Here is a 23,912-nt window from a genome sequence, read left to right on the forward strand (position 1 = left end):
GGCACGCCTCTCAATCCTCGATGATCTCGCCCGTGGCGGTGTTGACCACCGGCGCCTTGGCAGCAGTCTTGCGGGTCGCGTCGGCCTTCGCGACCGCGTCCTTGATGGCCGTGGCCGTGCGCGGCCCGATGCCCGGGACCAGCGCGATCGCCTCGGGCTCGGCCTCGCGGAGCTTCTTGAGCGAGCCGAAGTGCTTGAGCAGCGTCTTGCGCCGCACCTCGCCGAGCCCGGGCACGTCGTCGAGCATGCTCTCGACCATCGACTTCGAGCGCCGGCTGCGGTGGTGGTTGATGGCGAAGCGGTGGGCCTCGTCGCGGATGCGCTGGAGGAGGTAGAGGCCCTCGCTGGTGCGGGCCATGATCACCGGGTCCTCCTCCCCCGGCAGCCACACCTCCTCGAGCCGCTTGGCCAGCCCGCAGACGGGGATGTCGGCGATGCCGAGCTCGGCCATCGCCTGCTGGGCGGCCGCCACCTGCGGCGGACCGCCGTCGACGACGACCAGCGCCGGGGCGTACGCGAACTTGCGGGGGCGACCGGTCTCCGGGTCGACGAGCATCGGACCGGAGTCGGTCGCGACGGTCTCGCTCCTCGCCTGCTCGTCGAGCAGTCGCCTGAAGCGGCGGGTGATGACCTCGTGCATCGACGCGACGTCGTTCTGCCCGTCGACGCCCTTGATCACGAACCGGCGGTACTCCGACTTCCGCGACAGGCCGTCCTCGAAGACGACCATCGACGCCACGACCTCCGTGCCCTGGAGGTTGGAGACGTCGTAGCACTCGATGCGCAGCGGCACCTCGTCGAGCGAGAGCGCCTGCTGGATCTCCTCCAGCGCCCGGTTGCGGGTGGTGAGGTCGCTGGCGCGCCTGGTCTTGTGGAGCGCGAGGGCCTGGCCCGCGTTGGACGCCACGGTCTGCTGGAGGTCGCGCTTGTCGCCGCGCTGCGGGACCCGGATGGCCACCTTGCTCCCCCGGCGCTCCGAGAGCAGCTCCTCGAGCACGTCGGCGTCGGGCGGCAGCGCCGGCACCAGCACCTCGCGCGGGATCGAGTCGCCGCCCTCGCCGCCGTAGAGCTGGAGCACGAAGTCCTGGACCAGGTCGGCGGTGCCGCCCTCGTCGGAGCGGTCCGCGACCCACCCGCGCTGGCCGCGGATGCGTCCGCCGCGGACGTAGAAGATCTGCACGGCGACCTCGAGCGGGTCCTCGGCGAGGGCGATCACGTCGGCGTCGGTGCCGTCGCCCAGGACCACGGCCTGCTTCTCGAGCGCCTTGTTGAGCGCGCCCAGGTCGTCACGCAGCCGCGCGGCCTTCTCGAAGTCGAGCGCCTCGGAGGCGGCGTACATCTCCTTCTCGACGCGCCGGACGAAGGCCGTGGTGTTGCCGCCCATGAAGTCGCAGAAGTCGTCCACGATCTCGCGGTGCTCGTCGGGCGTGACGCTCCCCACGCAGGGCGCCGCGCACTTGTCGATGTAGCCCAGCAGGCAGGGCCGGCCGATCTGGGAGGAGCGCTTGAAGACGCCGTTGCTGCACGAGCGCATCGGGAAGACGCGGAGCAGCAGGTCGACGGTCTCGCGGATCGCCCACGCGTGGCTGTAGGGACCGAAGTAGCGGGTGCCCTTGCGCTTGGCCCCGCGCCCGACCATCACCCGGGGGAACTCGTCGCCGACGGTGACCGCGAGCCAGGGGTAGGACTTGTCGTCGCGGTACTTGACGTTGAAGCGCGGGTCGAACTCCTTGATCCAGCTGTACTCCAGCTGGAGGGCCTCGACCTCGGTGTCGACGACGGTCCACTCGACGCTGGCGCCGGTGGTGACCATCGAGGCGGTGCGGGGGTGGAGGTTGCCGATGTCCTGGAAGTACGACGACAGGCGCGAGCGCAGGCTCTTGGCCTTGCCGACGTAGATCACCCGGCCCTTGGCGTCGCGGAACCGGTAGACCCCGGGCTGGGTGGGGATCGACCCGGGAGCGGGTCGATACGAGCTCGGCGTGGCCACCCGCCAACCCTACGGGCGGCCTCCGACAGCACTGACAGCACTCACCACGCGCCCGCGATCAGGCGCGGGTGATCGAGTCCCCGTCGACGGTGATCGCGACCGACGCGAGCGCGCTCGAGGCCGGACCGGAGATCGGCGAGCCGTCCTCCAGCGAGAAGGTGCTCGAGTGGCACGGACAGGGGATGGTGCCGTCGGAGCTGGTCTCGACGAGGCAGCCCTGGTGGGTGCAGACCGCGGTGAACGCCTTGAAGTCACCCTCGGTCGGCTGGGTCACCACGATCTTGGCGGCCGACACCACGAAGCACCCGCCGACCGGGACGTCGGCGGCCGAGGCGAGCGCCTCGCCGCCGCCCGCGTCGGAGGTCTCGCTCGAGCTCGGGTCGCTGGTGGGGTCGCTCGCCCCGGACGTCGCCGGGTCGGTCGCGCTGTCGGTCTCGTCCGAGCCGCACGCGGCGAGGACCGGTACGCCGACCGCGATGGCGGCGGTGCCGGACAGGGCGCGTCGTCTGTTGATCGTCGTCATGCCGCGACAGTAGCCAGCGACCCTGTGAGGAGTCTGTGACGGAGGTTTCCGTCGTGTGACGGCTACTTCTTCCTGGCCGGCTTCTTCGCCGCAGCCTTCTTCGCGGCAGCCTTCTTCGCCGGCGCCGTACGGGTGGCGGTCTTCCTCGCCGGTGCCGCCGCGGCCGCTGCCTTCTTCGCCGCGCGCTCGGCGGCGGCGGCCTTCTTGGCCGCGGCCTTGGTCACCGGCCGGGTGACCTCGACGGGCTTGACCCTGCCCCGTGGCTGCTTGGCGCCGCGCCCCTCGAGGATCGGCGCCAGGAACGTGCCGGTGTGGCTCTCGGCCACTGACGCGACGTGCTCCGGGGTGCCCTCTGCCACGACGAGGCCGCCGCGCGAGCCGCCCTCGGGACCCATGTCGATCAACCAGTCGGCGGTCTTGATGACGTCGAGGTTGTGCTCGATCACCAGGACCGTGTTGCCCTTGTCGACCAGTCCCGACAGGACGTGGAGGAGCTTGCGGATGTCCTCGAAGTGCAGGCCCGTGGTGGGCTCGTCGAGGACGTAGACGGTGCGACCGGTCGACCGCTTCTGCAGCTCGCTGGCGAGCTTCACGCGCTGGGCCTCGCCACCCGACAGGGTCGTCGCGGGCTGGCCGAGGCGGACGTAGCCGAGGCCGACCTCGCCGAGGGTGGTCATGTGGCGCGCGATCGCGGGCACGGCGGCGAAGAAGTCGGCCGCCTCCTCGATCGGCATGTCGAGGACCTCGGCGATGGTCTTGCCCTTGTAGTGGACCTCGAGCGTCTCGCGGTTGTAGCGCGCGCCGTGGCAGACCTCGCACGGGACGTAGACGTCCGGCAGGAAGTTCATCTCGATCTTGATCGTGCCGTCGCCGGAGCAGGCCTCGCAGCGCCCGCCCTTGACGTTGAAGGAGAAGCGGCCCTGGAGGTAGCCCCGCATCTTCGCCTCCGGGGTGGAGGCGAAGAGCCGGCGGACGTGGTCGAAGACACCGGTGTAGGTGGCCGGGTTGGACCGCGGCGTGCGACCGATCGGCGACTGGTCGACGTGGATCACCTTGTCGACGTGCTCGAGGCCGGTGATCTTCGTGTGCCGTCCCGGGACGGCGCGCGCGTTGTAGATCTGCTTCGACAGCGAGGTGTAGAGGATGTCGTTGACCAGCGTGGACTTGCCGGACCCGGACACGCCGGTGACCGCGGTGAAGACACCGAGCGGGAAGCTCACGTCGACGTTCTGCAGGTTGTGCTCGCGGGCACCGTGGACGGTCAGCTCGCGACCCACGGTGCGGGGGCGGCGCACGGCCGGGATGGGGATCTCACGACGGCCGGAGAGGTACTGGCCCGTCATCGAGTCGGGGTGGGCGAGGAGGTCCTCGACCGACCCGGAGTGGACGACCTGGCCGCCGTGCTCGCCGGCACCGGGGCCGATGTCGACGACCCAGTCGGCGACCCGGACGGTGTCCTCGTCGTGCTCGACGACGATCAGCGTGTTGCCGAGGTCCTTGAGGCGCAGCAGCGTCTCGATCAGCCGGTGGTTGTCGCGCTGGTGCAGGCCGATGGACGGCTCGTCGAGGACGTAGAGCACGCCGACGAGACCGGCGCCGATCTGCGTGGCGAGCCGGATCCGCTGGGCCTCGCCGCCGGACAGCGAGCCGCTGGGACGGTCGAGGGAGAGGTAGTCGAGGCCGACGTCGAGCAGGAACCGCAGGCGCTCCTGGATCTCCTTGAGCACCCGCTCGCCGATCTGCCGCTCGCGCGCGGAGAGATCGACGGTGCGGAGGTACTCGGCCGTCTCGTCGATCGACATCGCGCAGACCTCGGCGATGTTCTTGCCGCCCTGGTCCTTGGCGCCGAGGGTCACCGACACCGAGACCGGCTTGAGGCGGGTGCCCTTGCACGCCGGGCACGGCACCTCGCGCATGAAGCCCTCGAACCGCTCGCGGCTCGTGTCGGACTCGGCCTCGCGGTGCCGCCGCTCGACATAGGGGCGCACCCCCTCGAAGGCGGCGTAGTAGGCACGCTGGCGGCCGTAACGGTTCTTCGTGACGACGTGGACCTTGGTCTTGTGGCCCTCGAGCAGCGACGTGCGCGCGTGCGGGGTCAGCTCGTTCCACGGGGTGTTGAGGTCGAAGCCGAGCTCCTCCCCGAGCGCGTTGACCAGGCGGAGGAAGTAGTCGGCGACGTGGGCACCGCTCCAGGGAGCGATCGCCCCCTCGCCGAGCGTCGCACCCTGGTCGGGGACGACCAGCTCGGGGTCGACCTCCATCTTGGTGCCGAGGCCGGAGCAGACGGTGCAGGCGCCGAACGGGGAGTTGAAGGAGAACGACCGGGGCTCGAGGTCGTCGGTGTCGATGGTGTGGTCGTTGGGGCACGCCATCTTCTCCGAGAACCGCATCTCGCGGCCCGGGTCCTTGGCGTCGAGGTCGACGAAGTCGAAGACGACCAGGCCGCCGGCCAGCCCGAGCGCGGTCTCGACCGAGTCGGTGAGGCGGCGCTTCGAGGACTCCTTCACCGCCAGGCGGTCGACCACGACCTCGATCGTGTGCTTGAGCTTCTTGTCGAGGGTCGGCGGCTCGTCGAGCGTGTGGGTCTGGCCGTCGACGCGGGCCCGGCTGAAGCCCTGCTGCTGCAGCTGGCGGAAGAGCTCGACGTACTCCCCCTTGCGGCCGCGGATCACCGGCGCGAGCACCTGGAAGCGACGGCCCTCCTCGAGACCGAGGATGCGGTCGACGATCTGCTGCGGGGTCTGCCGCTCGATGGGCGCCCCGCAGGTCGGGCAGTGGGCGCGGCCGGCGCGGGCGTAGAGCAGCCGGAGGTAGTCGTAGACCTCGGTGATGGTGCCGACGGTCGAGCGCGGGTTCTTCGACGTGGACTTCTGGTCGATGCTGACCGCCGGGCTCAGGCCCTCGATGAAGTCGACGTCGGGCTTGTCCATCTGGCCGAGGAACTGGCGCGCGTAGGCCGACAGCGACTCGACGTAGCGGCGCTGGCCCTCGGCGAAGATCGTGTCGAAGGCGAGGCTGGACTTGCCCGACCCGGACAGGCCCGTGAAGACGATGAGCGAGTCCCGCGGGAGGTCGAGCGACACGTCCTTGAGGTTGTGCTCGCGGGCGCCCCGGATGATCAGCTGGTCGGCCACTGTGGTCCTCTGTCTGGTGCTTGTCGGAGTCGAACACATGTTCGTCTCGGTCGTGCGTCGAGGTCAAGGCGACGCACCGTCCAACCCTCTCACGCAGCACCGACAGTGGGTCCATCGATCACCCGCGCGGGTGGACACCGGAGGGACGGCCGTGGTGGCACGATGACCTCGTGACCCACGACACGGGCGCTCCGCCCGAGCTCATCACCGGCCTGCTGCCGGCGGCCGACCACTCGCTCGTGCGCACGGTCGACGCCCTCTCGGACTCCCAGTATGCCGAGCCCTCGCAACTGCCCGGCTGGTCGCGGGCCCACGTCGTCGCCCACCTCACCCTCAACGCCGAGGCGCTGGGCGGGGTGCTGCATGCTGCCCACACGGGCCGGCAGCGCCCGATGTACGCCTCCGACGAGGCTCGCGACGCCGACATCGAGTCCCTCGCGGCGTCCGGTCCCTCCGAGGTCCGCGACCGGTTCCTGGCTTCGACGACCTTCTTCGGCGACGCGCTGGCGGCCATGCACGAGCACGACTGGGCCGGGTCGTTCGACCGCACTCCGGGCGTCAGGACGGTCCGACTGGTCGACGTGCCGCTGATGCGCGTCCGCGAGGTGGAGATCCACCACGCCGACCTCGGCGTCGGCCACACCGCCGAGGACTGGTCACCGGACTTCTGTGCCGTGCTGCTCGAGTCCCTCACCAGGGTCGACCCGGGTGTGTCGTTCGAGGTGCGCCCGACCGACCTCGACCGCACCTGGCGCTACGGTCAGGACGATGGCGGACCCGTCATCACCGGCCGAGCCGGGGCGATCGGCTGGTGGCTCACCGGCCGCGGCACCGGCGCCGGCCTGACGTCCGACACCGGCGCACTGCCGGAGATGGAGGCATGGTGAACCACGACGGCGGCACCCACGCGTACACGGGAAGGGTCTCCCCCGGCGGCGAGCCCGACACCCAGACCCTCGGCTGCCTCACCGTCACCAAGGTGGCGGTCGACGAGAAGATGTCGAACAACTGCTACCTCCTGCGCTGCGCCGAGACCGGCGACCTCGTGCTCATCGACGCAGCGGCCGAGCCGTCCCGACTGCTCGAGCTCATCGGCGAGGGCCCGCTCGCCGCGGTCGTGACCACCCACCAGCACTGGGACCACCACCGGGCGCTGGCCGCGGTGAAGGCCGCGCACCCCGACGCCGTCGTCGTCGCCGGCGCCCCCGACGCCGACGCCATCGAGGAGCAGACCGGGGTGGGCGTCGACCGACGCGTCGGCGAGGGCGACACCGTCGCCGTCGGCGCGTGCGACCTCCAGGTCATCCCGATCGCCGGCCACACGCCCGGCTCGATCGCGCTCCTCGTCGACGACGACAAGGTCTCCGACCACCCGCACCTCTTCACGGGCGACTCGCTCTTCCCCGGGGGCGTCGGCGGCACCTTCGGCGACGACGACGCCTTCGCCCAGCTCATCGGCGACGTCGAGACGAAGCTCTTCGGCCGCCTCCCTGACGAGACCCGCTTCTACCCCGGCCACGGCGACGACGGCGTCCTGGGTGACGAGCGCCCGCACCTCGCGGAGTGGCGCGAGCGCGGCTGGTAGCCCGGCCCGTGGCAGGCTGGAGGCATGAGCACGCGTGAGCTGACCCTGGCCGACTTCGAGCAGACCGTGAGCGGCGAGGGCATCGTCCTGGTCGACTTCTGGGCGGCCTGGTGCGGTCCGTGCCGGCAGTTCGCTCCGGTCTACGAGAAGGCCTCCGAGGACAACCCCGACATCGTCTTCGGCAAGGTCGACACCGAGGCCGAGCAGCAGCTCGCGCAGATGGCCGCGATCACGTCCATCCCGACCCTCATGCTCTTCCGCGACGGCGTGCTGCTCTTCAACCAGGCCGGCGCCCTGCCGCCGCAGGCCCTCTCCGGGGTGATCGCGCAGGCCCGCGAGCTCGACATGGACGCCGTGCGCCAGGAGGTGCAGGCCGCCCAGGAGGCCGCCGCCAACGGCCCCCAGGACGAGGTCGGCCTCGACGAGTTCGCCGCCGCGCACAGCCAGGGGGCGTACGTCGTCGATGTGCGCGAGGCCGACGAGGTGGCCGGCGGACGGGTGCCCGGCGCCGTGCACATCCCGATGAACGACGTGCCGGCGCGCGTCGCCGAGCTCCCGCAGGACCAGCCCGTCTTCGTGATCTGCCAGTCCGGCGGCCGCAGCCGCCAGGTGGTCGACCACCTCCGCGCGCAGGGCGTCCCCGCGATCAACGTCGCCGGCGGCACCGGCGGCTGGGCACAGCGCGGCTGGCCGCTCGAGGGCTGAGCCCTCACAGCATCCGGCGCAGGATCCTCGGCCGGAGGTTCGTGGACAGGTGCGCCGCCAGCGCGCCGAAGAACGCCACGTGCGCCCCGACGTGCAGCGGCAGCCAGCGGTCGTCACCCGTGGCGACCAGCACGATCCCGCTCAGCGGTACGACGACCAGCAGCGCCAGCAGGGCCCGCTCGGTCCAGTGGACGAGCGTCCTGTCGCCTGCCGACAGGTGCTCCGACCACGGCGGCAGGCCGGCGTACCTGCGCCACAGCGGTCGCACGACACCGAGGGCGAGCACGCACAGCCCGAGGAGCAGGTGCACCTCGGCGAGGTCGAACCCGCCGCCGAGCAGGTCGTAGCCGTCGGCCCGCGCCTCGCAGGCGTCCTCCAGGCGGTCCAGCCGGTCCTCGAAGGCGTCCGAGGTGTCACCGCCGCTGAGGTCCTCCCCCGGCGGGTCACAGTCCTCGTCGAGGTCGAGGTCGTAGCCGACGGCGAACTGGGCCGCGAGCGCCCCGACCGTCAGCCAGTGCAGGACCTTCTGCGACGTGCGGTAGCCACGCGGCGGTGCGTCGAGGTCGGCCATCAACGCACTCGCACCCGACCGCCGTCGACCTCCCACCGCTGGTCGAGCGCGACGTTGGCGAGCAGCCGCCGGTCGTGCGAGACCAGCAGGAGCGTGCCGTCGTAGGTCTCCAGCGCCTGCTCGAGCTGCTCGATGGCCGGCAGGTCGAGGTGGTTGGTCGGCTCGTCGAGGACGAGCAGGTTGACCCCGCGCGCCTGGAGCAGCGCCATCGCGGCCCGGGTGCGCTCGCCGGGCGAGAGCCGCCCGACGAGGCTGGCGACCTGGTCGGCCTTGAGGCCGAACTTCGCGAGCAGGGTGCGGACCTCGGCCGCGGTCATCGTGGGGACGACGGCCTCGAAGGCGTCGCCCAGCGGTGCCGCGTCGTCGAGCGACGTGCGGGCCTGGTCGATCTCGCCGATCGCGACGCTGGCGCCGAGCGACGCACGCCCCTCGTCCGGCACGAGGTGGCCGAGCAGCAGCCGCAGCAACGTGGTCTTGCCCGCGCCGTTGGGGCCGGTGATGGCGATCCGGTCGCCGGCCGAGACCTGCATCGACACGGGCCCGAGCGTGAAGCCACCGAGCCGGACGATGGCGCCGTCGAGGGTGGCCACGACGCTGGACGAGCGTGGCGCCGCGGCGATGTCGAACTGGAGCACCCACTCCTTGCGTGGCTCCTCGACCTCCTCCAGCCGCGCGATCCGCGACTCCATCTGCCGCACCTTCTGCGCCTGCTTCTCCGACGACTCGCTCTGGGCACGGCGGCGGATCTTGTCGTTGTCGGGCGACTTCCTCATCGCGTTCCGCACGCCCTGCGAGCTCCACTCGCGCTGGGTGCGCGCGCGTCCGACGAGGTCGGCCTTCTTCTCGGCGAACTCCTCGTAGGCCTCGCGCGCGTGCCGCCGCGCGACGGCGCGCTCCTCGAGGAACGCGTCGTAGCCGCCGTCGTGGACCGCCACCTGGTGCTGCGCGAGGTCGAGCTCGACGACCCGCGTGACGCAGCGCGCGAGGAACTCTCGGTCGTGCGAGACGAGCACGACGCCCGCGCGGAGGCCCCGCACGAAGGACTCGAGCCGCTCGAGGCCGGCGAGGTCCAGGTCGTTGGTGGGCTCGTCGAGGAGCACCACGTCGAAACGGCTGAGCAGGAGCGCGGCGAGCGCGACCCGGGCCGCCTGCCCGCCCGACAGCGTGGTCATCAGGGCGTCCAGGCCCAGGTCGACGCCGAGCTCGGCGAGGACCGCGGGCGCGCGGTCGTCGAGGTCCGGCGCCCCGGTGACGAGCCAGTGGTCCAGCGCGGCGGCGTACACGTCCCCGGCCCGCGGGTCGTCGGTCTCGAGCGCGGCGGCGGCGGCCTCCATCGCCTCGGTCGCCGGCGCCGCGCCGGTGCGGCGGCCGAGGTAGCCGGCGATCGTCTCGCCGGGCACGCGCTCGTGCTCCTGCGGGAGCCAGCCGACGAAGGCGTCGGACGGCGCCGTGGACACCGATCCGGCCATCGGCGTGGACTCGCCCGCGAGGAGGCGCAGGAGGGTGGACTTGCCGGCGCCGTTGGCACCGACGACGCCCACCACGTCGCCCGGGGCGACGGTGAGGTCGAGGGACTCGAAGAGGGTGCGGTGCCCGTGGCCGCCGGCCAGGTCCTTGGCCACGAGGGTGCCGGTCACCGCCACAGGGTAGAGGGAGGGCCGGCCGGCGCTCGCCGGGAGGGTGAGCCGTCGGGAGAGTCGGTTAGTCTCGCCGCGTGCTCATCTCCGACTCGCGGCAGGTCCTCTTCGTCCACGTCCCCAAGACGGGTGGCGTGTCGGTCGAGGACACCGTGCGGGAGGCCTGCCCCGACGCCCGGAAGGCGCGTCCCGCGCTGGGCCGCCACGCGACGCTGGGCAAGATCCTCAAGCACGAGCCGCAGGTCGCCGACTACTGGAAGTTCGGCTTCGTCCGGAACCCCTGGGCGCGGATGGTGTCGTGGTACTCGATGATCTCGCAGTGGGACCGTCGCCACGGCCCCGCCAGCGGCAAGCCGCAGGACGTCAAGCACGGCTCGATGCGCGACGGCAACGAGATGTGGCGTGCGGCCGCGGCCTACGCCGACTTCAGCGAGTTCGTGATGCGCGGCACCGAGGAGCTCCCCCGCGTCGGCACCCCGCAGATCACCTACCTCCGGGCGCCGAAGTTCGACAGCCAGGTGGACTTCATCGGCCGCACGGAGAGCTTCGCCGACGACCTCCAGCGCGTGCAGGTCCAGCTCGGCCTCGAACCGTCGGTGCCGGTGCACAAGAACAAGTCGCGGCACGGGACCTACCACGACTACTTCACCGACGAGACCCGCAGGAAGATCGCAGAGGTCTACGCCGAGGACATCGACCTCTTCGGCTACACCTACTGATCTGCCGGGCCCAGCACGGTCCCCCGGGCCCCTGCCCACTCGCCGGTCGCCTGCAGCCGGCGCCACACGTCGTACTCCGGGGCGAAGTGGGCCGCCAGCGCCTCCCGCGTCGCGAACGACAGCTCGCCCCGCTCGGCGCCGGACGCGTTGCGGCGCTCGAACTCCAGCGTCGCGCCCACCCGCTCGCTGAACCACGGCTCCCACACGTCCGGCCGGTCCACGCTGAAGACCCGGTCGACCGCGACCCCGCCCTGGGCGTGGATGAACTTCGACGGCCGGCCCTTCGGGACGGGCGCGTCGTCGTCACCGGCGAGGTAGTGCAGTGCGAAGTCCTCGAAGGTCATCTCGGCCGTCGACCGGCGGCTGTCCTCGCGCCCGCGGTAGCGCCACCACGACTCGAGCCAGGCGATCGGCTCACGGAACATCGTGACCAGCTCGTAGGACTCCCGCGGGTGACCCTGCTCGGCGAGCGCGTGCGCCTTCGTGTGCACGAAACCCCGCGCGGGCAGGTGCTTCTGGCCGGGTGGCGCGCTGACCGCCTCGGTGGCGTACGGCGCCAGCGTCCGCTCCAGGGTCGTGCTCGCGGTCTTCGGCAGCGCGAGCAGCACGAAGTCGCGGCCGGGACCGAGGCCGAGGAACGTCATCACGCGGCCGATCATCCCCCACAGCCCTCCGGTCGGCTGCACCTGTCACAGGTGAGTGGGCTAGCCTCCCGCCCGTGCTGATCTCCGACGCCAGGCGCGCACTCTTCGTGCACGTGCCCAAGACGGGCGGCGTCTCGGTGGGGGTCGCCTTCGAGCGGTGCTGCCCCGATGCTCGGAGCAAGACGCCGGGCGTCCAGCCGCCGCTGGGTCGGCACGCTCCCTACGAGCGCATCCTCCGCGCCGAGCCGGACGTCGCCGCCTACTGGTCGTTCGGGTTCGTCCGCAACCCGTGGGCGCGGATGGTGTCGTGGTGGTCGATGATCGACGACTGGAACACCGCCCACGGACCGGCGAGCGGGAAGCCGCAGGAGACCGCGACGCGGATGCGTGGCAACGACATGTGGCGCGCGGCGGCGGCGTACTCCGGCTTCGAGGAGTTCGTGCTCCGCGGTCCCGACGAGCTGCCGCGGGTGGGGCGGCCCCAGGTCGACTACCTCCACGCCCCGGGTCGCGAGGTCGACTTCGTCGGCCGCACCGAGACCTTCGCGGAGGACCTCGCCGCCGTCCAGCGGCACCTCGGCAGCGAGCCGGTCCACGTCCCGCACCGCAACAGGTCGGACCACGGCAGCTATCGCGGCTACTACACCGACGCGACCCGCGACCGGGTGGCCGAGGTGTACGCCGCCGACCTCGAGGCGTTCGGCTACACGTTCTGACCTTCCCTGGAGGCTCCCGGCCTGCCACTGTTCGGTCCGTGGACGTACTCGACTCCTGGACCCGCTCCGAGCACACCGCCGACGTCGCCGGGAGGCCGACGACGCACCCCGTCCACCGCAAGGGCAGCGGCCCCGGTGTGGTCGTCGTGCACGAGATGCCGGGCCTCACCGCCGGCGTCGTCCGCTTCGGCGAGGAGCTCGTGGAGGCCGGCTACACCGTGCTCCTGCCGCACCTCTTCGGGCCGGTCGGCCGGGAGTTCAGCAACGGGGACGTCGCCCGCGCCTTCCCGAAGGTCTGCATCAGCCGCGAGTTCACCAAGCTCCGGCGCGGCGTGACCACACCCGTCGCCGGCTGGCTCCGCTCGCTCGCCCGCCAGCTCCACGACGAGCTCGGCGGTCCCGGCGTCGGAGCGCTCGGCATGTGCTTCACCGGGGGCTTCGCGCTCGCGATGATGGTCGACGACAGCACGGTCGCCCCTGTCGTGTGCCAGCCCAGCACCCCGTTCGTCCCGGGTGCCAAGCGTGGGGCGGACCTCAACCTCTCCCCCGCCGACGCGGACGTCGTACGCCGCCGGGCCGGCGAGGGCTGCCAGGTCCTCGGCATCCGCTACGCCTCCGACCCGCTCCCCGGCACCCGCTTCGACACCCTGACCTCGCTCATCGGCGACGCCTTCATCCGCGTCGAGCTCGACGGCCAGGGCCACTCGACCGTCACCGAGCAGCGCTCGCAGGTCGCCGTCGACGCCGTGCTGGAGTTCTTCGCCGACAGGCTCCACGCGCCGGCCCGCAGCTGACGGAGCCGCTCGTCAGGGACCGGCGCGCACCAGGCGTCGTACGTCGTCCAGGTCGAGGTCGTAGGGCCCGACGCGGGTCAGCACCCACGACGCACCCGCGTCCAGCCAGGGAGCGGGGTCCTGGTCGGGCTGGAGGTCGACGACGACGTCGAACCGGTCGCGCGGCTCGTGCTCAGCCAGGTCTGCGGTCACCCGATCGAGGTCTCCCGGTCCGTCGAGACCGATGACGAAGAACCCGTCGTGGCGAGCCGCGCGCCGCAGGGGCGCGGCGTTCGGGAAGCGCCCGCCGATCCAGATCGGCACCTCCGGCGCCGGCAGGAACCTCGCCTCGCGCGCGGCGTAGTGGTCACCGTCGTGGTCCACCGGATCGCCGCTGAGGAGGCCGGTGAGCACCTCGAGACCCTCGTCCAGCATCCGCCCACGGATCTTCGGGTCCGGCTCGTCGCCGTAGGCGCTGAGCTCGCCCACCCAGTCGTCGCCGAGCCCCAGGCCGAGGACGAAGCGGCCCCCGGACAGGACGCCCAGGCTGGCCACCTGACGGGCGAGCACCTGCGGACGCCGCCGGGCCAGGGGCGTCACCATCGGACCGAGCAGCATCCGCTCGGTGCGCATCGCCACCGCCGCGCAGCAGGTCCAGACGTCCGCGATCGCGGTCACCCGGTCGCCGTACTGCAGGTGGTCCCAGACGAAGAAGCCCTCCCAGCCGGCCTCCTCGGCCTCGGCGGCGAGGTCCCCGACGACGCGCGGGTCGGCGAGGGCGTCGAAGGGGGCGACGAAGAGTCCGCGGCGTGCAGGCATGGCCTGATCATGCCGTGGGGCGCACACTCGGGACATGGCAGTGCTCGCCTACGACCCGGCGTTCCTCGGTGCGCCGCTGGCCGCCCCGCAGTCGCCGGACGAGGGCGCCCTGCTCGACTACGCCCACTTCACGCTCCAGATGCACCCCGGACGCCGGCTCGCGGCATGGGTGGCGTGGAACATCGACGGGCTCCGGCTCTTCCCGGGCGACAGCATCAGCCGCTCGGGCGAGGACTTCCGGCTCGACCCGCGGATCCCGGCGGACACGCAGACGGGCGAGGCGGCCTACGTCGGCAACGACCTCGACCGCGGTCACGTGGCGCGCCGGTCGGACCTGCTGTGGGGCACGCTCGAGGAGGCGAGGGCGGCCAACCACGACTCGTTCTTCTTCACCAACATCACTCCGCAGCACCAGGACTTCAACCAGTCCGGACGGGGCGGGGTGTGGGGCCTGCTGGAGAACGCCGTGCTCGCCCAGGAGGGCCTCGAGGACCGGCGGCTCACGCTCTTCGCGGGCCCGGTGCTCGCCGAGTCCGACCCGCTCTACCGTGACCTGGTGCAGCTGCCCCGCGAGCACTGGAAGGTGGTCGTCTACCGCATCGACGGCGACCTGCGGGCGAAGTGCTTCGTGCTGACCCAGGACCTCGACGGGATCGAGTCGGTCGACTTCCTCGACGAGTTCGACACCTGGCTGGTGCCGCTCGACCTGCTCGAGGGCAAGACCGGGCTCACGTTCCCGAGCCTGCGCGCGCTCACCGAGCCCGACGAGCTCCGCGAGGCGCTGCCACCGGTCCTGGTCACCGACCCCGAGCAGGTCGCCTGGTAGCCAGGGTCAGGACAGGTCGACCACCACGACGGTGTGGTTGTCCGGCTCCCCTGCCGACGCGACCGCGTCGGCCACGGCCTCGGCCACCTCCTGCGGGGGCGAGGACGCGAGCAGCAGCGGTGCGAGGTCGTCGACGGTCGCGTGCACGCCGTCGGTCGTCAGCACGAGCCGGTCCCCGGCCCGCAGCGGTACGTCGACCCGGTCCGGCACGATGCCCGGCACGACCGCGCGGTTGAGCAGGCTGCGGTGCGCGTGGGAGCGGGCCTCGTCGAGGGTGAGCTGGCCCGACTCGATCAGTGCCGCCACCACGGTGTGGTCGTGGGTGAGCTGCTCGACCGCACCGTCGCGGACCAGCCACACGCGACCGTCGCCCACGTGGAGCACGCGAGCGGTGCTTGCCTCGATCGTCACCGCGGTCAGGGTGGTGCCCGACGTGGGTGCGTCCGGCAGGGCCTCGCCGAGGTCCGAGGCGATCTCGGCGATCGCGCCGTCGAACCCGTCGGCGGCGTAGGCGGCCAGGACGGCTGCCGCGAGGTCGTCGCGGGCGCCGAACCCGTCGGCGACCGCGACGAGACCGGGGGTCGCGAGCAGCGCGTCCTGCTGCCGCTCTCGTCCTCCGGTCCGGTGGCTGGTGCCGATCCGGGTGTGCAGGGTGTCGGTCGTGGTGCTCATGGCTGGTGCCTCGTTCCTCATCTGCTGGACGAGGGTGGTGACGACGTCGCGCCGGGTCGCCGTGTCGTGCTCGACCTGGCGCCAGTAGGCCTCGACCTCGCGCGCCGCACCGGCGGGCGAGGCGTCGAGGACCTTCTCGATCCGGGCGAGCGGCATCCCGACGAGCCGGAGCGTCGCGACCAGTCGCGCCCGCTCGAGCTGCACCGTGGCGTAGCGCCGGTAGCCCGAGTGCGGGTCGACCTGCACGGGCAGCAACAGCCCCAGGTCGTCGTACAGCCGCAGCGCCCTCGGCGTCAGCCCCGCCTCGCGGGCGAAGTCGCCGATGGTGAGCAGCTCACTCGTCCGGTCGTCGGTCATCGTCCCCATCCTCCCCGGTGACGGTCACCGGTGCGACGACCGTGGGCGTTGCCGCAGGGGCAAGGTCAAGCACCCTCGTACCCGGGTACCGACCACCGGCACCCAGGTACGAGGGACACCGGGCGCCGGGGTCCGAGCGGTGAGGATGGAGCCATGACGCACCTCCGCCATGCCGTTGCCGTGATCGCCGCCAGCCTCCTGCTCGGCGGCCTGACGTCGTGGGCGCAGGGCTTCCTGCCCGCGGAGGTGTCGTCGTTCGCGAACTCCTCGTCCGGCTGGACGATCCTCACCGCCCTGCTCGTCGCAGCGGTGCGGCCCTCGATCGGCTGGGGCGCGGTGCTGGGCGTGGTCTCGTTCGTGGCGCTCGTCCTGGGCTTCACCGTCGTGCACGAGCTGCGCGGCTACCCCTACGACCCGCTCTTCTGGAGCCTGGTCGGTGTCGTCGCCGGACCGTTCGTCGGCGCGGCCGCGGCAGCCGTGGTCGGGAGGCACCGGATCCGGGCGGCCGTCGGCGCCGGCTCGCTGGCGGGCGTGCTGGTCGCGGACGGGATCTACGGGTTGACGGTCGTCGCCGCCTCCACCAGCCCGGTCTACTGGGTCCTCTGCCTGGTCCTCGGCGTCGCCCTCGTCGTGGCGACGGCCGTCCGGTTGCGCACCCTCCCCGCGGTCCTGGCCGTGCTCGGCACGGCAGCGGTGGCCACCGGCGTGCTCAGCGCGGGCTACGCCGTGCTGAACGGGATCTACTGACGCCTCAGAGCGAGGCGATCAGTCGCCGGACCGTTCCGAGGGATCCGCGGGCGATCTCCGGCGCCGTGTCGCGGTAGTAGGTCAGCGCGCTGATCGAGGGCGCGAGCGCGAAGCCGCGCGCCCGGCGGTAGGCCGCCTCGTCGAGGCCGACCTCGGCGCGGTAGAGCTCGGCGACCGACGCCGGGAGGTAGCCCCACATGGCGTTGAGCTCGATGGCCGGGTCGCCCCGACCCGCCGCGCCCCAGTCGATCACCGCGGCCAGGCGCCCGTCGCGCACCAGCAGGTTGCCCTCGTGCAGGTCGCCGTGGAACCAGCGCGGCTCGCCGTCGTACGACGGTGCGGCGAGGGCGTCGGCCCACACCGCGAGCACCGCGTCCCGGTCCACGAGCGCCGGGTCGGCCCTGGCCGTCCACTCCTGCACCCAGTCGTCGAGCCGGTCGACCGGGGCGCCGCGCCCCTCGGTCTTCACCGGACCGTCGAGCGGCGGCACCTCGCGACAGGCGCGCACGAACGACGCCAGCGAGACCGCCCACTCCTCGGAGTCGAAGGTCTGCTCGGTCGGCGTGTCACCGACGATCCAGGGCACGACCGTCCAGTGCCACGGGTATCCCTCCCCCGGCTCGCCGAGCGCGACGGGGGCCGGGATCGGCAGGGGCAGGTGCGGCGCGAGGCGGGGCAGCCACGCGTGCTCGGTGAGCGCCGAGTCGGCGGCCCAGTGGATCCGGGGCATCCGCACGAGCAGGTCGTCCCCGAGCCGGAAGAGCTGGTTGTCCGTCCCCACCGGAGGCATCCGCCGCAGCGGCAGCGACGCCCAGTCGGGGAGCTGCGCGGCGACGAGACGGCGCACGGTCCCGTCGTCGATGGCGATCTCGTCGGCATGCATCCCGGTCATCGGGCACGAGGTTAGTACCGGCGAGTAGATTTGGTCGCGTGAGTTTTCTGGGCCGTCAAGCAATCGTCGCCGCACTGACCGTCAACGCACTGCGTCCGCCGCGCAACCAGAGGGCCGGCGTTCCGTCGTTCGCGGCCGGCTGGCTCTTCGGGGAGACCGCCCCGCAGATGCTGGCCCTGACCGCGCTCGACGCGGCCGCCCACCTGACGAGGAAGCGGCGCTCGGGCGTGCGCGCCAAGGCCGGACTCGCCCTCGCCGGCGCCAGCGCCCTCGGCCTGGCGCACATGGTCAGGCAGAGCCGCCAGATGAAGGACGGCTTCGAGGACGCCCTCGTCGAGGGCCTCGGCGTCGACTACGTCGAGCAGCTCGACCAGGTCCCGACCCCGGCCGACCTCGCGACCCCGTGGCGCAAGATGGCCCGGCCGTTCAACTTCGCCGACGAGGGCGTGCGGGTGATCAGCGACCTGCCCTACTCCGAGGCCGGCAAGCGGGGCCACCTCGACATCTACCTCCCGGCGGGCGAGGACACGATCACGGACGCCCCGGTCCTGCTGCAGGTCCACGGCGGCGCCTGGGTCTACGGCGCCAAGGAGCACCAGGGCCGCCCGCTGATGAACGAGATGGCCGCCAAGGGCTGGGTCTGCGTGGCGATCAACTACCGACTCTCCCCGCGCGACCCGTGGCCGGCCCACATCGTCGACGTGAAGCGCGCCATCGCGTGGATCAAGGACAACATCGCCGACTACGGCGGTGACCCCGACTACCTCGCCATCACCGGCGGGTCGGCCGGCGGCCACCTGACGGCCCTCGCCGCCCTCACGCCCAACGACCCGGCCTACCAGCCCGGCTTCGAGGACGCCGACACCACCGTCCAAGCCGCGGTGCCGTTCTACGGGATCTACGACTTCGCCGGCTCGACGGGCCTGTCCAACGCGATCGGCATGCGCGACGGCTTCCTCGGCCCCAAGGTGATGAACACGACGTGGAAGGAGTCGCCCGACGTCTTCGAGTCCGCCTCGCCGATCCTCCGGATCACGCCGGACGCGCCCGACTTCTTCGTCATCCACGGCGAGCTGGACACCCTCGTGGCCGTCGACCAGGCACGGATGTTCACCGCCGCGCTGCGGGGCGTGTCGCAGAAGTCGGTGACCTTTGCCGAGCTGCCCGGGGCCCAGCACGCCTTCGACGTCTTCCACTCCATCCGGAGCGCGTACGCCGTCAAGGCCGTGGACCGCTGGCTCACCTGGCACTGGAACACCTGGCGCCACGGGCTCGAGGCCGACAGCGGCGTCGAGCCCGAGGCGCTGGACGACGCCCCGGACGACTCGGCGGGTGACGGCTCCAGGAGCTCCGCCTAGCCCTGGGTGATGAACCCGACCTGGTTGCCGGCCGGGTCGGTCACGATCGCCAGTGACGTCCCGCCGCCGACCTCGGTGACGGGGAACACGACCGTCCCGCCGGCGGCCTCGGCCTCGGCCACCTTGCCGGTGAGGTCGTCGGTCATCCAGTAGACGACCGTGCCGGTCATGCCCTGCGCGGCGCCGTGGGGGTTGAGCCCGATCTCCTGCCCGTCGAGGTTGAAGCCGACGTAGTAGGACGTCACCGTGTGCGGCTCGACGCCCCAGGCGGTGGTGTAGAACGCGGTCGCCGCGTCCAGGTCGGTGACGGGGACGGCGATGGTGTGGTTGCTCATGTCTGCTCCTCGGGTCGATGGGTGGATGCCTTCACCGGTACGACGACGGGGCGGGCCGCGGTGTGACAGCCGCCTGCCCACCGACGCGACGCCCGCGGAACTGACGTCCACCGGGCCGCGCAACTAGGGTCGCTGCGTGATGCCAGCCGACCTGCTCGCCCACGCCCGTGCCGCGAAGGGCTTCATGCCCGAGGACGAGGGCGAGCTGCTGCACCGGTGGGCGCTCGACCGGCTCCCCGCCGGTCCCGCGCTCGAGGTCGGCACCTACTGCGGCAAGTCCGCGATCTGGCTCGGCGCGGCCGCCCACGAGGTCGGCGGCACCGTCTTCACGGTCGACCACCACCGGGGGTCGGAGGAGAACCAGGCCGGCTGGGAGCACCACGACACCAGCCTCGTCGACGCCGAGCTCGGCGTGATGGACACGCTCCCGACCTTCCGGCGGACGGTGCGGTCAGCGGGGCTGGAGGACGACGTCGTCGCGGTCGTGGGACGTTCGGAGACGGTCAGCCGTTGGTGGCGCACGCCGTTGTCGTTGATGTTCATCGACGGCGGCCACGGCGTCGAGCCGGCCCGCGCCGACTTCCGCGGCTGGCCGCACCACGTGATGGCCGGCGGCGTGCTGCTGGTCCACGACGTGTTCCCCGACCCCGCCGACGGCGGCAGGCCGCCGTACGAGGACATCTACCTCCCCGCGCTGGCGAGCGGCGCCTTCACCGAGGTCGAGGCGGTCGGGTCGATGCGGGTGCTACGCCGTACGTCCGGAGACGCCGGCGACCCGCTCCGCTGAGGGCGAGTCGCACCCGCACTCGAGGGCGATCTCGGCGAAGTCGGGCACGAGCGTGGTGCCGCGCATGATGTCGGAGCCGGGCGTGCCGTCGGTGAGCGCGTCGACGGCGAGGACGACCGCTGCGGCGGTGTAGGTGGTCTGCTCCCCCGGCCAGTTCGCGCCGACCTCGTCCGGCGAGGTGGGGAAGACGAAGCCGGTCCAGTAGGACCCCTCGGCCGTGCGGAGGTGCTGCATGTAGTCGAGCAGCTGCACGGCGCGACCGCGGTCGCCGATCGCGTCGAGGGCGAGCACGAGCTCGGCGGTCTCGGCGCCGGTGACCCACGGATTCGTGGACACGCAGCGGATCCCGAGGCCGGGCTCGACGAAGGTGTCCCACCTCTCGGCGAGGAGCTCGTGGGCCGCGCGCCCACGGACGGCTCCGCCCAGCACCGGGTAGTACCAGTCCATCGAGAAGGTCGACTTGTCCAGGAACAGGTCGCGGTGCTCGCGCAGGGCGTGGCCCAGGCGACCGCCGGCGAGCTCCCACTCGACCTGCGACTCCCCCATCAGCTCCGCGATCGCGGCCCCCGCGCGGAGCGAGTGGTGGATGCTCGACGACCCGGCGAGCAGCGCCTCCTCGTTGACCGCTGCCGGCTCGCCGTCGTGCCACTCCTGCGACCACGCGACACCACCGAACGGCAGCTGCAGCGACACCACGAAGTCGAGCGCGCGCCGGACCGTCGGCCACATGCGGCGGACGAAGCCCTCGTCGCGCCGGACCAGCCAGTGGTGCCACACCGCCACGGCGACGTACGCCGACATGTTGCTCTCGCCGGAGTGGTCCTCGACCTCGCCGACGACGATCTTCATCGGCCAGGAGCCGTCCTGGCGCTGCGTGTCGCGCGCCCACGCGAAGGCGCGGTCGGCGGCGTCGTGCTCACCGGCGACCGTCAGCGCCATCGCCGACTCGAGGTGGTTCCACACGTCGGTGTGCTCCCCGGGGGTCCACGGGATCGCACCCGTCGGCTCCTGCATGGAGACGATGGTCGCGGCGGTCTGCTCGACCTCGGCGCGGCTGAGCATCAGGACGGCTTGCGGAAGTAGAGCACCATGCTCTTGCCGATGAGCGGGTCGAGGACCTTGCCGGCGTACTGCAGCGCCTTGGGGTTCTTCATGATCTCCCACACCAGCAGCCGGTGGTAGCCCTTCGCGAGCGGGTGCTCGTCGTTGGTCACGCCGACGGCGCACTTGATCCACCAGTAGGGCGTGTGGAGGCCGTGGGCGTGGTCCTTCCCGGTGAAGACCATCGCGTCGCCCGGCGTGCCGTCGTTGGACCGCCCGGCCTTGGTGACCTTGTCGACGAGCTCCTCGGACGTGTAGATCCGGATGTGGCCACCCTCGGCGTGGTGGTAGTCGTCGGACAGCTTCCAGTTGATGACCTCGGGCAGCCAGCGCGGGACCGAGATGGCGAGCGTGCCGCCCGGGCGCAGCACCCGGACGAGCTCCTTGATCGCATCGACGTCCGCGTGGATGTGCTCCAGCACCTCGGCGGCCACCACGCGGTCGAACTCGCCGTCGGCGAAGGGCAGCGCGAGCGCGTCGCCCTCCTTCACGTCGGCCTCGGCGCCGGCGGGCACCTCGCCGGCCTCGCGCATCGCGGCGAACCACTCGCGCACGGTGGCGAGCTCGTCGGCGTCCTGGTCGAACGCGATGACGTCGGCTCCGCGCTTGTACATCTCGAACGCGTGCCGGCCCGCGCCGCAGCCCATGTCGAGCACGCGGTCACCCGGGCGCAGCCCGAGCCGGTCGAAGTCAACGGTCAGCACGGTGGGTCTCCTGGTCACGCTCGACGGGGCTCTGCTCGGGGCTCTGCTCGCTCGTGAAGGAGGCGATGGTCTCCTCGTAGGCGGCGGCGGTGGCCTCGGCCACGGCCCGCCAGCTGAAGAGCTCGTCGACGCGGGCGCGGCCGGCCGCACCCATCGTCGTACGGCGCTCGGGGTCGTCGAGCAGCGCGGCGAGCGCCTGCTCGAGCTCGCCGACGTCGCCGGGCGTCACCAGGTCGGCGCACACGCCGTCGTCGCCGACGACCTCCGGGATCGCGCCGGCGCGGGAGACGACCAGCGGGGTGGCGCAGGCCATCAGCTCGGCGGTCGGGAGCGAGAAGCCCTCGTAGAGCGAGGGCACGCAGGCGACCTCGGCCGAGCCCATCACGCGCACGAGCTCCTCGTCGCTGACGCCGCTGACGAACTCGACGCTGTCGGCGATGCCGAGCTGGTCGATGAGCCGCTCCGTGCGCCCACCCGGCTCGGGGCGGGTGACGAGCACCAGGGAGACGTCGCGCTCGACGCGGAGCTTGGCGAAGGCCTCGAGGAGGGTCGCGATGCCCTTCATCGGGGCGTCGGCGCTGGCCATGGCGAGGATCCGGCCGGGCACGCGCGGCGCGGTGGGCGGGGCGAAGACCTCGTCGACGCCGAGCAGGATCGTCTGCATCCGGGCCGGGTCGACGCCGAAGTCCCGCGCGATGTCGCGGGTCGAGGACTCCGACGGGGTGAGCACCTTGCGGTAGCGCCGGGCGACCTTCGTCTGCATCCGCAGGAAGCCGTACCACCGGCGCAGCGTGAGCCGCTTGCGCCACGTCGGGGCGGTCTCGAGGTCGATCTTCCGATCCATCGTGATCGGGTGGTGGATCGTGGCGACGACCGGCAGGCCGTAGGCCTCCAGGTCGAGGATCCCGGTGCCGAGCACCTGGTTGTCGTGCGCGACGTCGAAGTCGCCGGCGCGTTCCTTCATCAGCCGCGAGATGCGCGAGCTGAAGGTCTTCGGCTCGGGGAACCCGGCCGTGCACATCGTCAGGAACTCCTCGACGTCGATCCGGTCGCGGAACTCGCGCAGCCGCGGCACCCGGAACGGGTCGGGCTCGCGGTAGAGGTCGAGGCTGGGGACCTTGGTGAGCGTGACGCCCTCGTCCAGGTCGGGGTAGGGCTGGCCGGAGAAGACCTCGACCTCGTGCCCCAGCCTCACCAGCTCCCGGCTCAGGTGGCGGATGTAGACGCCCTGGCCGCCGCAGTGGGGCTTGCTCCGGTAGGACAGCATGGCGATGCGCACCCGGCCATTATGCCTACTGGCAAGTAGGGCCGGTCCGGAGCGGGGTCAGCCCTCGCTCGAGTGGCCCGGGAAGACGTGGGCGGTCGGGTCGAGCGCGACGGCGGCGTTGTTGACGGCGGTGGCGGCCTCGCCGAAGCCGACCGCGATCAGCCGGACCTTGCCGGGGTAGTCGGTGATGTCGCCGGCGGCGAAGACGCGCGGGAGGTTGGTCCGCATCGAGGAGTCCACGACCACGTGCCGCTTGGACGTCTCGAGTCCCCACTGCTGGATGGCCCCGAGGTCGGCGATGAAGCCGAGCGCGGCCACGAGCGCCTGCGCCGGCAGGGTGCGGGGCTCCTCGCCGTCGACGGCGACCACCACCTCCTCGAGGGGTCCGTCGCCACGCAGCTCGGTCACCTGCGCGTTGGTGATGATCTCGACGCTGGAGGCCTGCACCTTGGCCACCGTGCGCTCGTGCGCGCGGAAGGCGTCGCGCCGGTGCACCAGCGTCACCGACGCGGCGACGGGCTCGAGGTGCTCGGCCCAGTCGAAGGCGCTGTCGCCTCCTCCGACGATGACGACGTCCTTGCCGGCGTAGGGCGCGAAGCTGGGGACGAAGAACTCCATGCCCCGACCCACCCAGCCGTCCCCGGCCGGGAGCGGACGCGGGCTGAACTTGCCGATGCCGGACGTGATCAGCACCGCACCAGCCGTGACGCGCGTGCCGTCGTCGAGCGTGACGACGACCTGGTCGTCACCGTGCTCGAGGGTGGTGGCGGTGCGGTCGAGGAGATACGTCGGCGCGGCGGTGGCCGCCTGCTCGACGAGCCCCTCGACGAGGTCACGGCCCTTGATGCTGGGGAACCCGGCGACGTCGAGGATCGCCTTCTCGGGGTACATCGCGGTGATCTGGCCGCCGAGCTCGGGCAGCGAGTCGACCACCGCGACGCTCATCCCCCGGAAGCCCGCGTAGTAGGCGGAGTACAGCCCCGTCGGGCCCGCGCCGATGATGAGCAGGTCGGTCGTCACGTCGTCCACGGCGTGGTCCTTCCGGTTGTC

At 72.1% G+C, this 23,912-nt stretch carries 24 protein-coding genes; 10 read left to right on the forward strand and 14 right to left on the reverse strand.

Features of this window, described 5'->3' with window-relative positions; all coding sequences use genetic code 11:
- Positions 1 to 10 precede the first annotated feature (10 nt).
- The 3 genes from uvrC to uvrA form a co-directional block, all read right to left on the reverse strand.
- A complete protein-coding gene (gene uvrC / locus EUA93_RS20490) occupies positions 11 to 1,990 on the reverse strand; it encodes an excinuclease ABC subunit UvrC (RefSeq protein ID WP_129402193.1) in 1,980 nt (659 codons plus the stop codon).
- A 58-nt stretch (positions 1,991 to 2,048) separates the two neighbouring features.
- Complete coding sequence (locus EUA93_RS20495) at positions 2,049 to 2,513, reverse strand: Rieske (2Fe-2S) protein (protein WP_129402194.1); 465 nt, start codon at positions 2,511 to 2,513, stop codon at positions 2,049 to 2,051.
- 62 nt (positions 2,514 to 2,575) lie between these two features.
- Positions 2,576 to 5,686 carry an excinuclease ABC subunit UvrA gene (gene uvrA / locus EUA93_RS20500; RefSeq protein ID WP_242497549.1) on the reverse strand — a complete coding sequence of 1,037 codons (3,111 nt, stop codon included), beginning with the start codon at positions 5,684 to 5,686 and terminating at the stop codon, positions 2,576 to 2,578.
- A gap of 131 nt (positions 5,687 to 5,817) precedes the next feature.
- Between uvrA and EUA93_RS20505 the strand changes: the two genes are divergently transcribed.
- The 3 genes from EUA93_RS20505 to trxA are packed head-to-tail and all read left to right on the forward strand — an operon-like array spanning position 5,818 to position 7,937.
- Positions 5,818 to 6,534 (forward strand): maleylpyruvate isomerase family mycothiol-dependent enzyme, encoded by a 717-nt coding sequence (locus EUA93_RS20505; RefSeq protein ID WP_165355249.1) that lies wholly within the window; start codon positions 5,818 to 5,820, stop codon positions 6,532 to 6,534.
- Entirely contained in the window at positions 6,528 to 7,232 is a 705-nt protein-coding gene (locus EUA93_RS20510; RefSeq protein ID WP_129402197.1) for an MBL fold metallo-hydrolase, read from the forward strand. Before EUA93_RS20505 ends, EUA93_RS20510 begins: the two co-directional genes overlap by 7 nt.
- A gap of 24 nt (positions 7,233 to 7,256) precedes the next feature.
- Positions 7,257 to 7,937 carry a thioredoxin gene (gene trxA / locus EUA93_RS22280; RefSeq protein WP_165355250.1) on the forward strand — a complete coding sequence of 227 codons (681 nt, stop codon included), beginning with the start codon at positions 7,257 to 7,259 and terminating at the stop codon, positions 7,935 to 7,937.
- Between the two features lie 4 nt (positions 7,938 to 7,941).
- Here trxA and EUA93_RS20520 read toward each other — a convergent pair whose 3' ends face one another.
- Together EUA93_RS20520 and EUA93_RS20525 are read right to left on the reverse strand one after the other, a co-directional pair.
- Positions 7,942 to 8,508: a cytochrome b/b6 domain-containing protein gene (locus EUA93_RS20520; protein WP_129402198.1), complete on the reverse strand. Its 567-nt coding sequence runs from the start codon at positions 8,506 to 8,508 to the stop codon at positions 7,942 to 7,944.
- Positions 8,508 to 10,145, reverse strand: a complete 1,638-nt coding sequence (locus EUA93_RS20525) for an ABC-F family ATP-binding cassette domain-containing protein (RefSeq protein WP_129402199.1) — start codon at positions 10,143 to 10,145, stop codon at positions 8,508 to 8,510. The genes EUA93_RS20520 and EUA93_RS20525 overlap by 1 nt, the downstream gene beginning before the upstream one ends.
- 77 nt (positions 10,146 to 10,222) lie before the next feature.
- Here EUA93_RS20525 and EUA93_RS20530 point away from each other — a divergent pair, with 77 nt between their 5' ends.
- Complete coding sequence (locus EUA93_RS20530) at positions 10,223 to 10,864, forward strand: sulfotransferase family 2 domain-containing protein (protein ID WP_129402200.1); 642 nt, start codon at positions 10,223 to 10,225, stop codon at positions 10,862 to 10,864.
- On the opposite strand, the gene EUA93_RS20535 is transcribed toward EUA93_RS20530, so the two are convergent.
- A complete protein-coding gene (locus EUA93_RS20535) occupies positions 10,858 to 11,550 on the reverse strand; it encodes a sulfotransferase family protein (RefSeq protein ID WP_129402201.1) in 693 nt (230 codons plus the stop codon). The genes EUA93_RS20530 and EUA93_RS20535 overlap by 7 nt on opposite strands.
- Before the next feature lie 32 nt (positions 11,551 to 11,582).
- Between EUA93_RS20535 and EUA93_RS20540 the strand changes: the two genes are divergently transcribed.
- A complete protein-coding gene (locus EUA93_RS20540; RefSeq protein WP_129402202.1) occupies positions 11,583 to 12,224 on the forward strand; it encodes a sulfotransferase family 2 domain-containing protein in 642 nt (213 codons plus the stop codon).
- A gap of 38 nt (positions 12,225 to 12,262) precedes the next feature.
- On the forward strand, positions 12,263 to 13,018 hold the full coding sequence (locus EUA93_RS20545; RefSeq protein ID WP_242497550.1) for a dienelactone hydrolase family protein: 756 nt from the start codon (positions 12,263 to 12,265) through the stop codon (positions 13,016 to 13,018).
- Positions 13,019 to 13,030: 12 nt separating this feature from the next.
- Here the strand turns inward: EUA93_RS20545 and EUA93_RS20550 are convergent, their stop codons facing one another.
- Entirely contained in the window at positions 13,031 to 13,816 is a 786-nt protein-coding gene (locus tag EUA93_RS20550; RefSeq protein WP_129402203.1) for an LLM class flavin-dependent oxidoreductase, read from the reverse strand.
- 34 nt (positions 13,817 to 13,850) lie between these two features.
- Between EUA93_RS20550 and EUA93_RS20555 the strand changes: the two genes are divergently transcribed.
- The gene (locus tag EUA93_RS20555) at positions 13,851 to 14,642 is read left to right on the forward strand and encodes a DNA/RNA non-specific endonuclease (protein ID WP_129402204.1); all 792 of its coding nucleotides are present in this window, start codon (positions 13,851 to 13,853) and stop codon (positions 14,640 to 14,642) included.
- Positions 14,643 to 14,648: 6 nt separating this feature from the next.
- Here the strand turns inward: EUA93_RS20555 and EUA93_RS20560 are convergent, their stop codons facing one another.
- Entirely contained in the window at positions 14,649 to 15,671 is a 1,023-nt protein-coding gene (locus EUA93_RS20560) for a MerR family transcriptional regulator (RefSeq protein WP_165355251.1), read from the reverse strand.
- A gap of 153 nt (positions 15,672 to 15,824) precedes the next feature.
- Between EUA93_RS20560 and EUA93_RS20565 the strand changes: the two genes are divergently transcribed.
- Positions 15,825 to 16,418: a DUF6518 family protein gene (locus tag EUA93_RS20565; RefSeq protein WP_129402206.1), complete on the forward strand. Its 594-nt coding sequence runs from the start codon at positions 15,825 to 15,827 to the stop codon at positions 16,416 to 16,418.
- A 4-nt stretch (positions 16,419 to 16,422) separates the two neighbouring features.
- Here EUA93_RS20565 and EUA93_RS20570 read toward each other — a convergent pair whose 3' ends face one another.
- On the reverse strand, positions 16,423 to 17,310 hold the full coding sequence (locus EUA93_RS20570) for an aminoglycoside phosphotransferase family protein (RefSeq protein WP_207208879.1): 888 nt from the start codon (positions 17,308 to 17,310) through the stop codon (positions 16,423 to 16,425).
- Positions 17,311 to 17,348: 38 nt separating this feature from the next.
- Between EUA93_RS20570 and EUA93_RS20575 the strand changes: the two genes are divergently transcribed.
- Positions 17,349 to 18,668 (forward strand): alpha/beta hydrolase, encoded by a 1,320-nt coding sequence (locus EUA93_RS20575; RefSeq protein ID WP_129402207.1) that lies wholly within the window; start codon positions 17,349 to 17,351, stop codon positions 18,666 to 18,668.
- Here the strand turns inward: EUA93_RS20575 and EUA93_RS20580 are convergent.
- Positions 18,665 to 19,003, reverse strand: coding sequence for a VOC family protein (locus EUA93_RS20580; protein ID WP_129402208.1), 339 nt, complete (start codon positions 19,001 to 19,003; stop codon positions 18,665 to 18,667). The two genes, EUA93_RS20575 and EUA93_RS20580, sit on opposite strands and share 4 nt — an antisense overlap.
- 139 nt (positions 19,004 to 19,142) lie before the next feature.
- Here EUA93_RS20580 and EUA93_RS20585 point away from each other — a divergent pair, with 139 nt between their 5' ends.
- On the forward strand, positions 19,143 to 19,790 hold the full coding sequence (locus EUA93_RS20585; RefSeq protein ID WP_129402256.1) for a class I SAM-dependent methyltransferase: 648 nt from the start codon (positions 19,143 to 19,145) through the stop codon (positions 19,788 to 19,790).
- Here EUA93_RS20585 and EUA93_RS20590 read toward each other — a convergent pair.
- The 4 genes from EUA93_RS20590 to EUA93_RS20605 are packed head-to-tail and all read right to left on the reverse strand — an operon-like array spanning position 19,749 to position 23,891.
- The gene (locus EUA93_RS20590; protein ID WP_129402209.1) at positions 19,749 to 20,852 is read right to left on the reverse strand and encodes a prenyltransferase/squalene oxidase repeat-containing protein; all 1,104 of its coding nucleotides are present in this window, start codon (positions 20,850 to 20,852) and stop codon (positions 19,749 to 19,751) included. The genes EUA93_RS20585 and EUA93_RS20590 overlap by 42 nt on opposite strands.
- Positions 20,852 to 21,595: a class I SAM-dependent methyltransferase gene (locus EUA93_RS20595; protein WP_129402210.1), complete on the reverse strand. Its 744-nt coding sequence runs from the start codon at positions 21,593 to 21,595 to the stop codon at positions 20,852 to 20,854. Before EUA93_RS20595 ends, EUA93_RS20590 begins: the two co-directional genes overlap by 1 nt.
- A complete protein-coding gene (locus EUA93_RS20600; RefSeq protein ID WP_129402211.1) occupies positions 21,582 to 22,874 on the reverse strand; it encodes a glycosyltransferase family 4 protein in 1,293 nt (430 codons plus the stop codon). Before EUA93_RS20600 ends, EUA93_RS20595 begins: the two co-directional genes overlap by 14 nt.
- Positions 22,875 to 22,919: 45 nt before the next feature.
- Positions 22,920 to 23,891, reverse strand: a complete 972-nt coding sequence (locus EUA93_RS20605; RefSeq protein ID WP_129402212.1) for an NAD(P)/FAD-dependent oxidoreductase — start codon at positions 23,889 to 23,891, stop codon at positions 22,920 to 22,922.
- Positions 23,892 to 23,912 lie beyond the last annotated feature (21 nt).

Origin of the sequence: Nocardioides oleivorans (genome assembly GCF_004137255.1) — a bacterium.
Taxonomy (GTDB): Bacteria; Actinomycetota; Actinomycetes; order Propionibacteriales; family Nocardioidaceae; genus Nocardioides; species Nocardioides oleivorans.

Bases quoted from the DNA above. Each gene is read 5' to 3' on its own strand.
- EUA93_RS20495 (WP_129402194.1), bottom strand. From the start codon at position 2,513: ATGACGACGATCAACAGACGACGCGCCCTGTCCGGCACCGCCGCCATC.
- uvrA (WP_242497549.1), bottom strand. From the start codon at position 5,686: ATGTGTTCGACTCCGACAAGCACCAGACAGAGGACCACAGTGGCCGAC.
- EUA93_RS20510 (WP_129402197.1), top strand. From the start codon at position 6,528: ATGGTGAACCACGACGGCGGCACCCACGCGTACACGGGAAGGGTCTCC.
- trxA (WP_165355250.1), top strand. From the start codon at position 7,257: ATGAGCACGCGTGAGCTGACCCTGGCCGACTTCGAGCAGACCGTGAGC.
- EUA93_RS20520 (WP_129402198.1), bottom strand. From the start codon at position 8,508: ATGGCCGACCTCGACGCACCGCCGCGTGGCTACCGCACGTCGCAGAAG.
- EUA93_RS20550 (WP_129402203.1), bottom strand. From the start codon at position 13,816: ATGCCTGCACGCCGCGGACTCTTCGTCGCCCCCTTCGACGCCCTCGCC.
- EUA93_RS20555 (WP_129402204.1), top strand. From the start codon at position 13,851: ATGGCAGTGCTCGCCTACGACCCGGCGTTCCTCGGTGCGCCGCTGGCC.
- EUA93_RS20560 (WP_165355251.1), bottom strand. From the start codon at position 15,671: ATGACCGACGACCGGACGAGTGAGCTGCTCACCATCGGCGACTTCGCC.
- EUA93_RS20565 (WP_129402206.1), top strand. From the start codon at position 15,825: ATGACGCACCTCCGCCATGCCGTTGCCGTGATCGCCGCCAGCCTCCTG.
- EUA93_RS20570 (WP_207208879.1), bottom strand. From the start codon at position 17,310: ATGACCGGGATGCATGCCGACGAGATCGCCATCGACGACGGGACCGTG.
- EUA93_RS20580 (WP_129402208.1), bottom strand. From the start codon at position 19,003: ATGAGCAACCACACCATCGCCGTCCCCGTCACCGACCTGGACGCGGCG.
- EUA93_RS20585 (WP_129402256.1), top strand. From the start codon at position 19,143: ATGCCAGCCGACCTGCTCGCCCACGCCCGTGCCGCGAAGGGCTTCATG.
- EUA93_RS20590 (WP_129402209.1), bottom strand. From the start codon at position 20,852: ATGCTCAGCCGCGCCGAGGTCGAGCAGACCGCCGCGACCATCGTCTCC.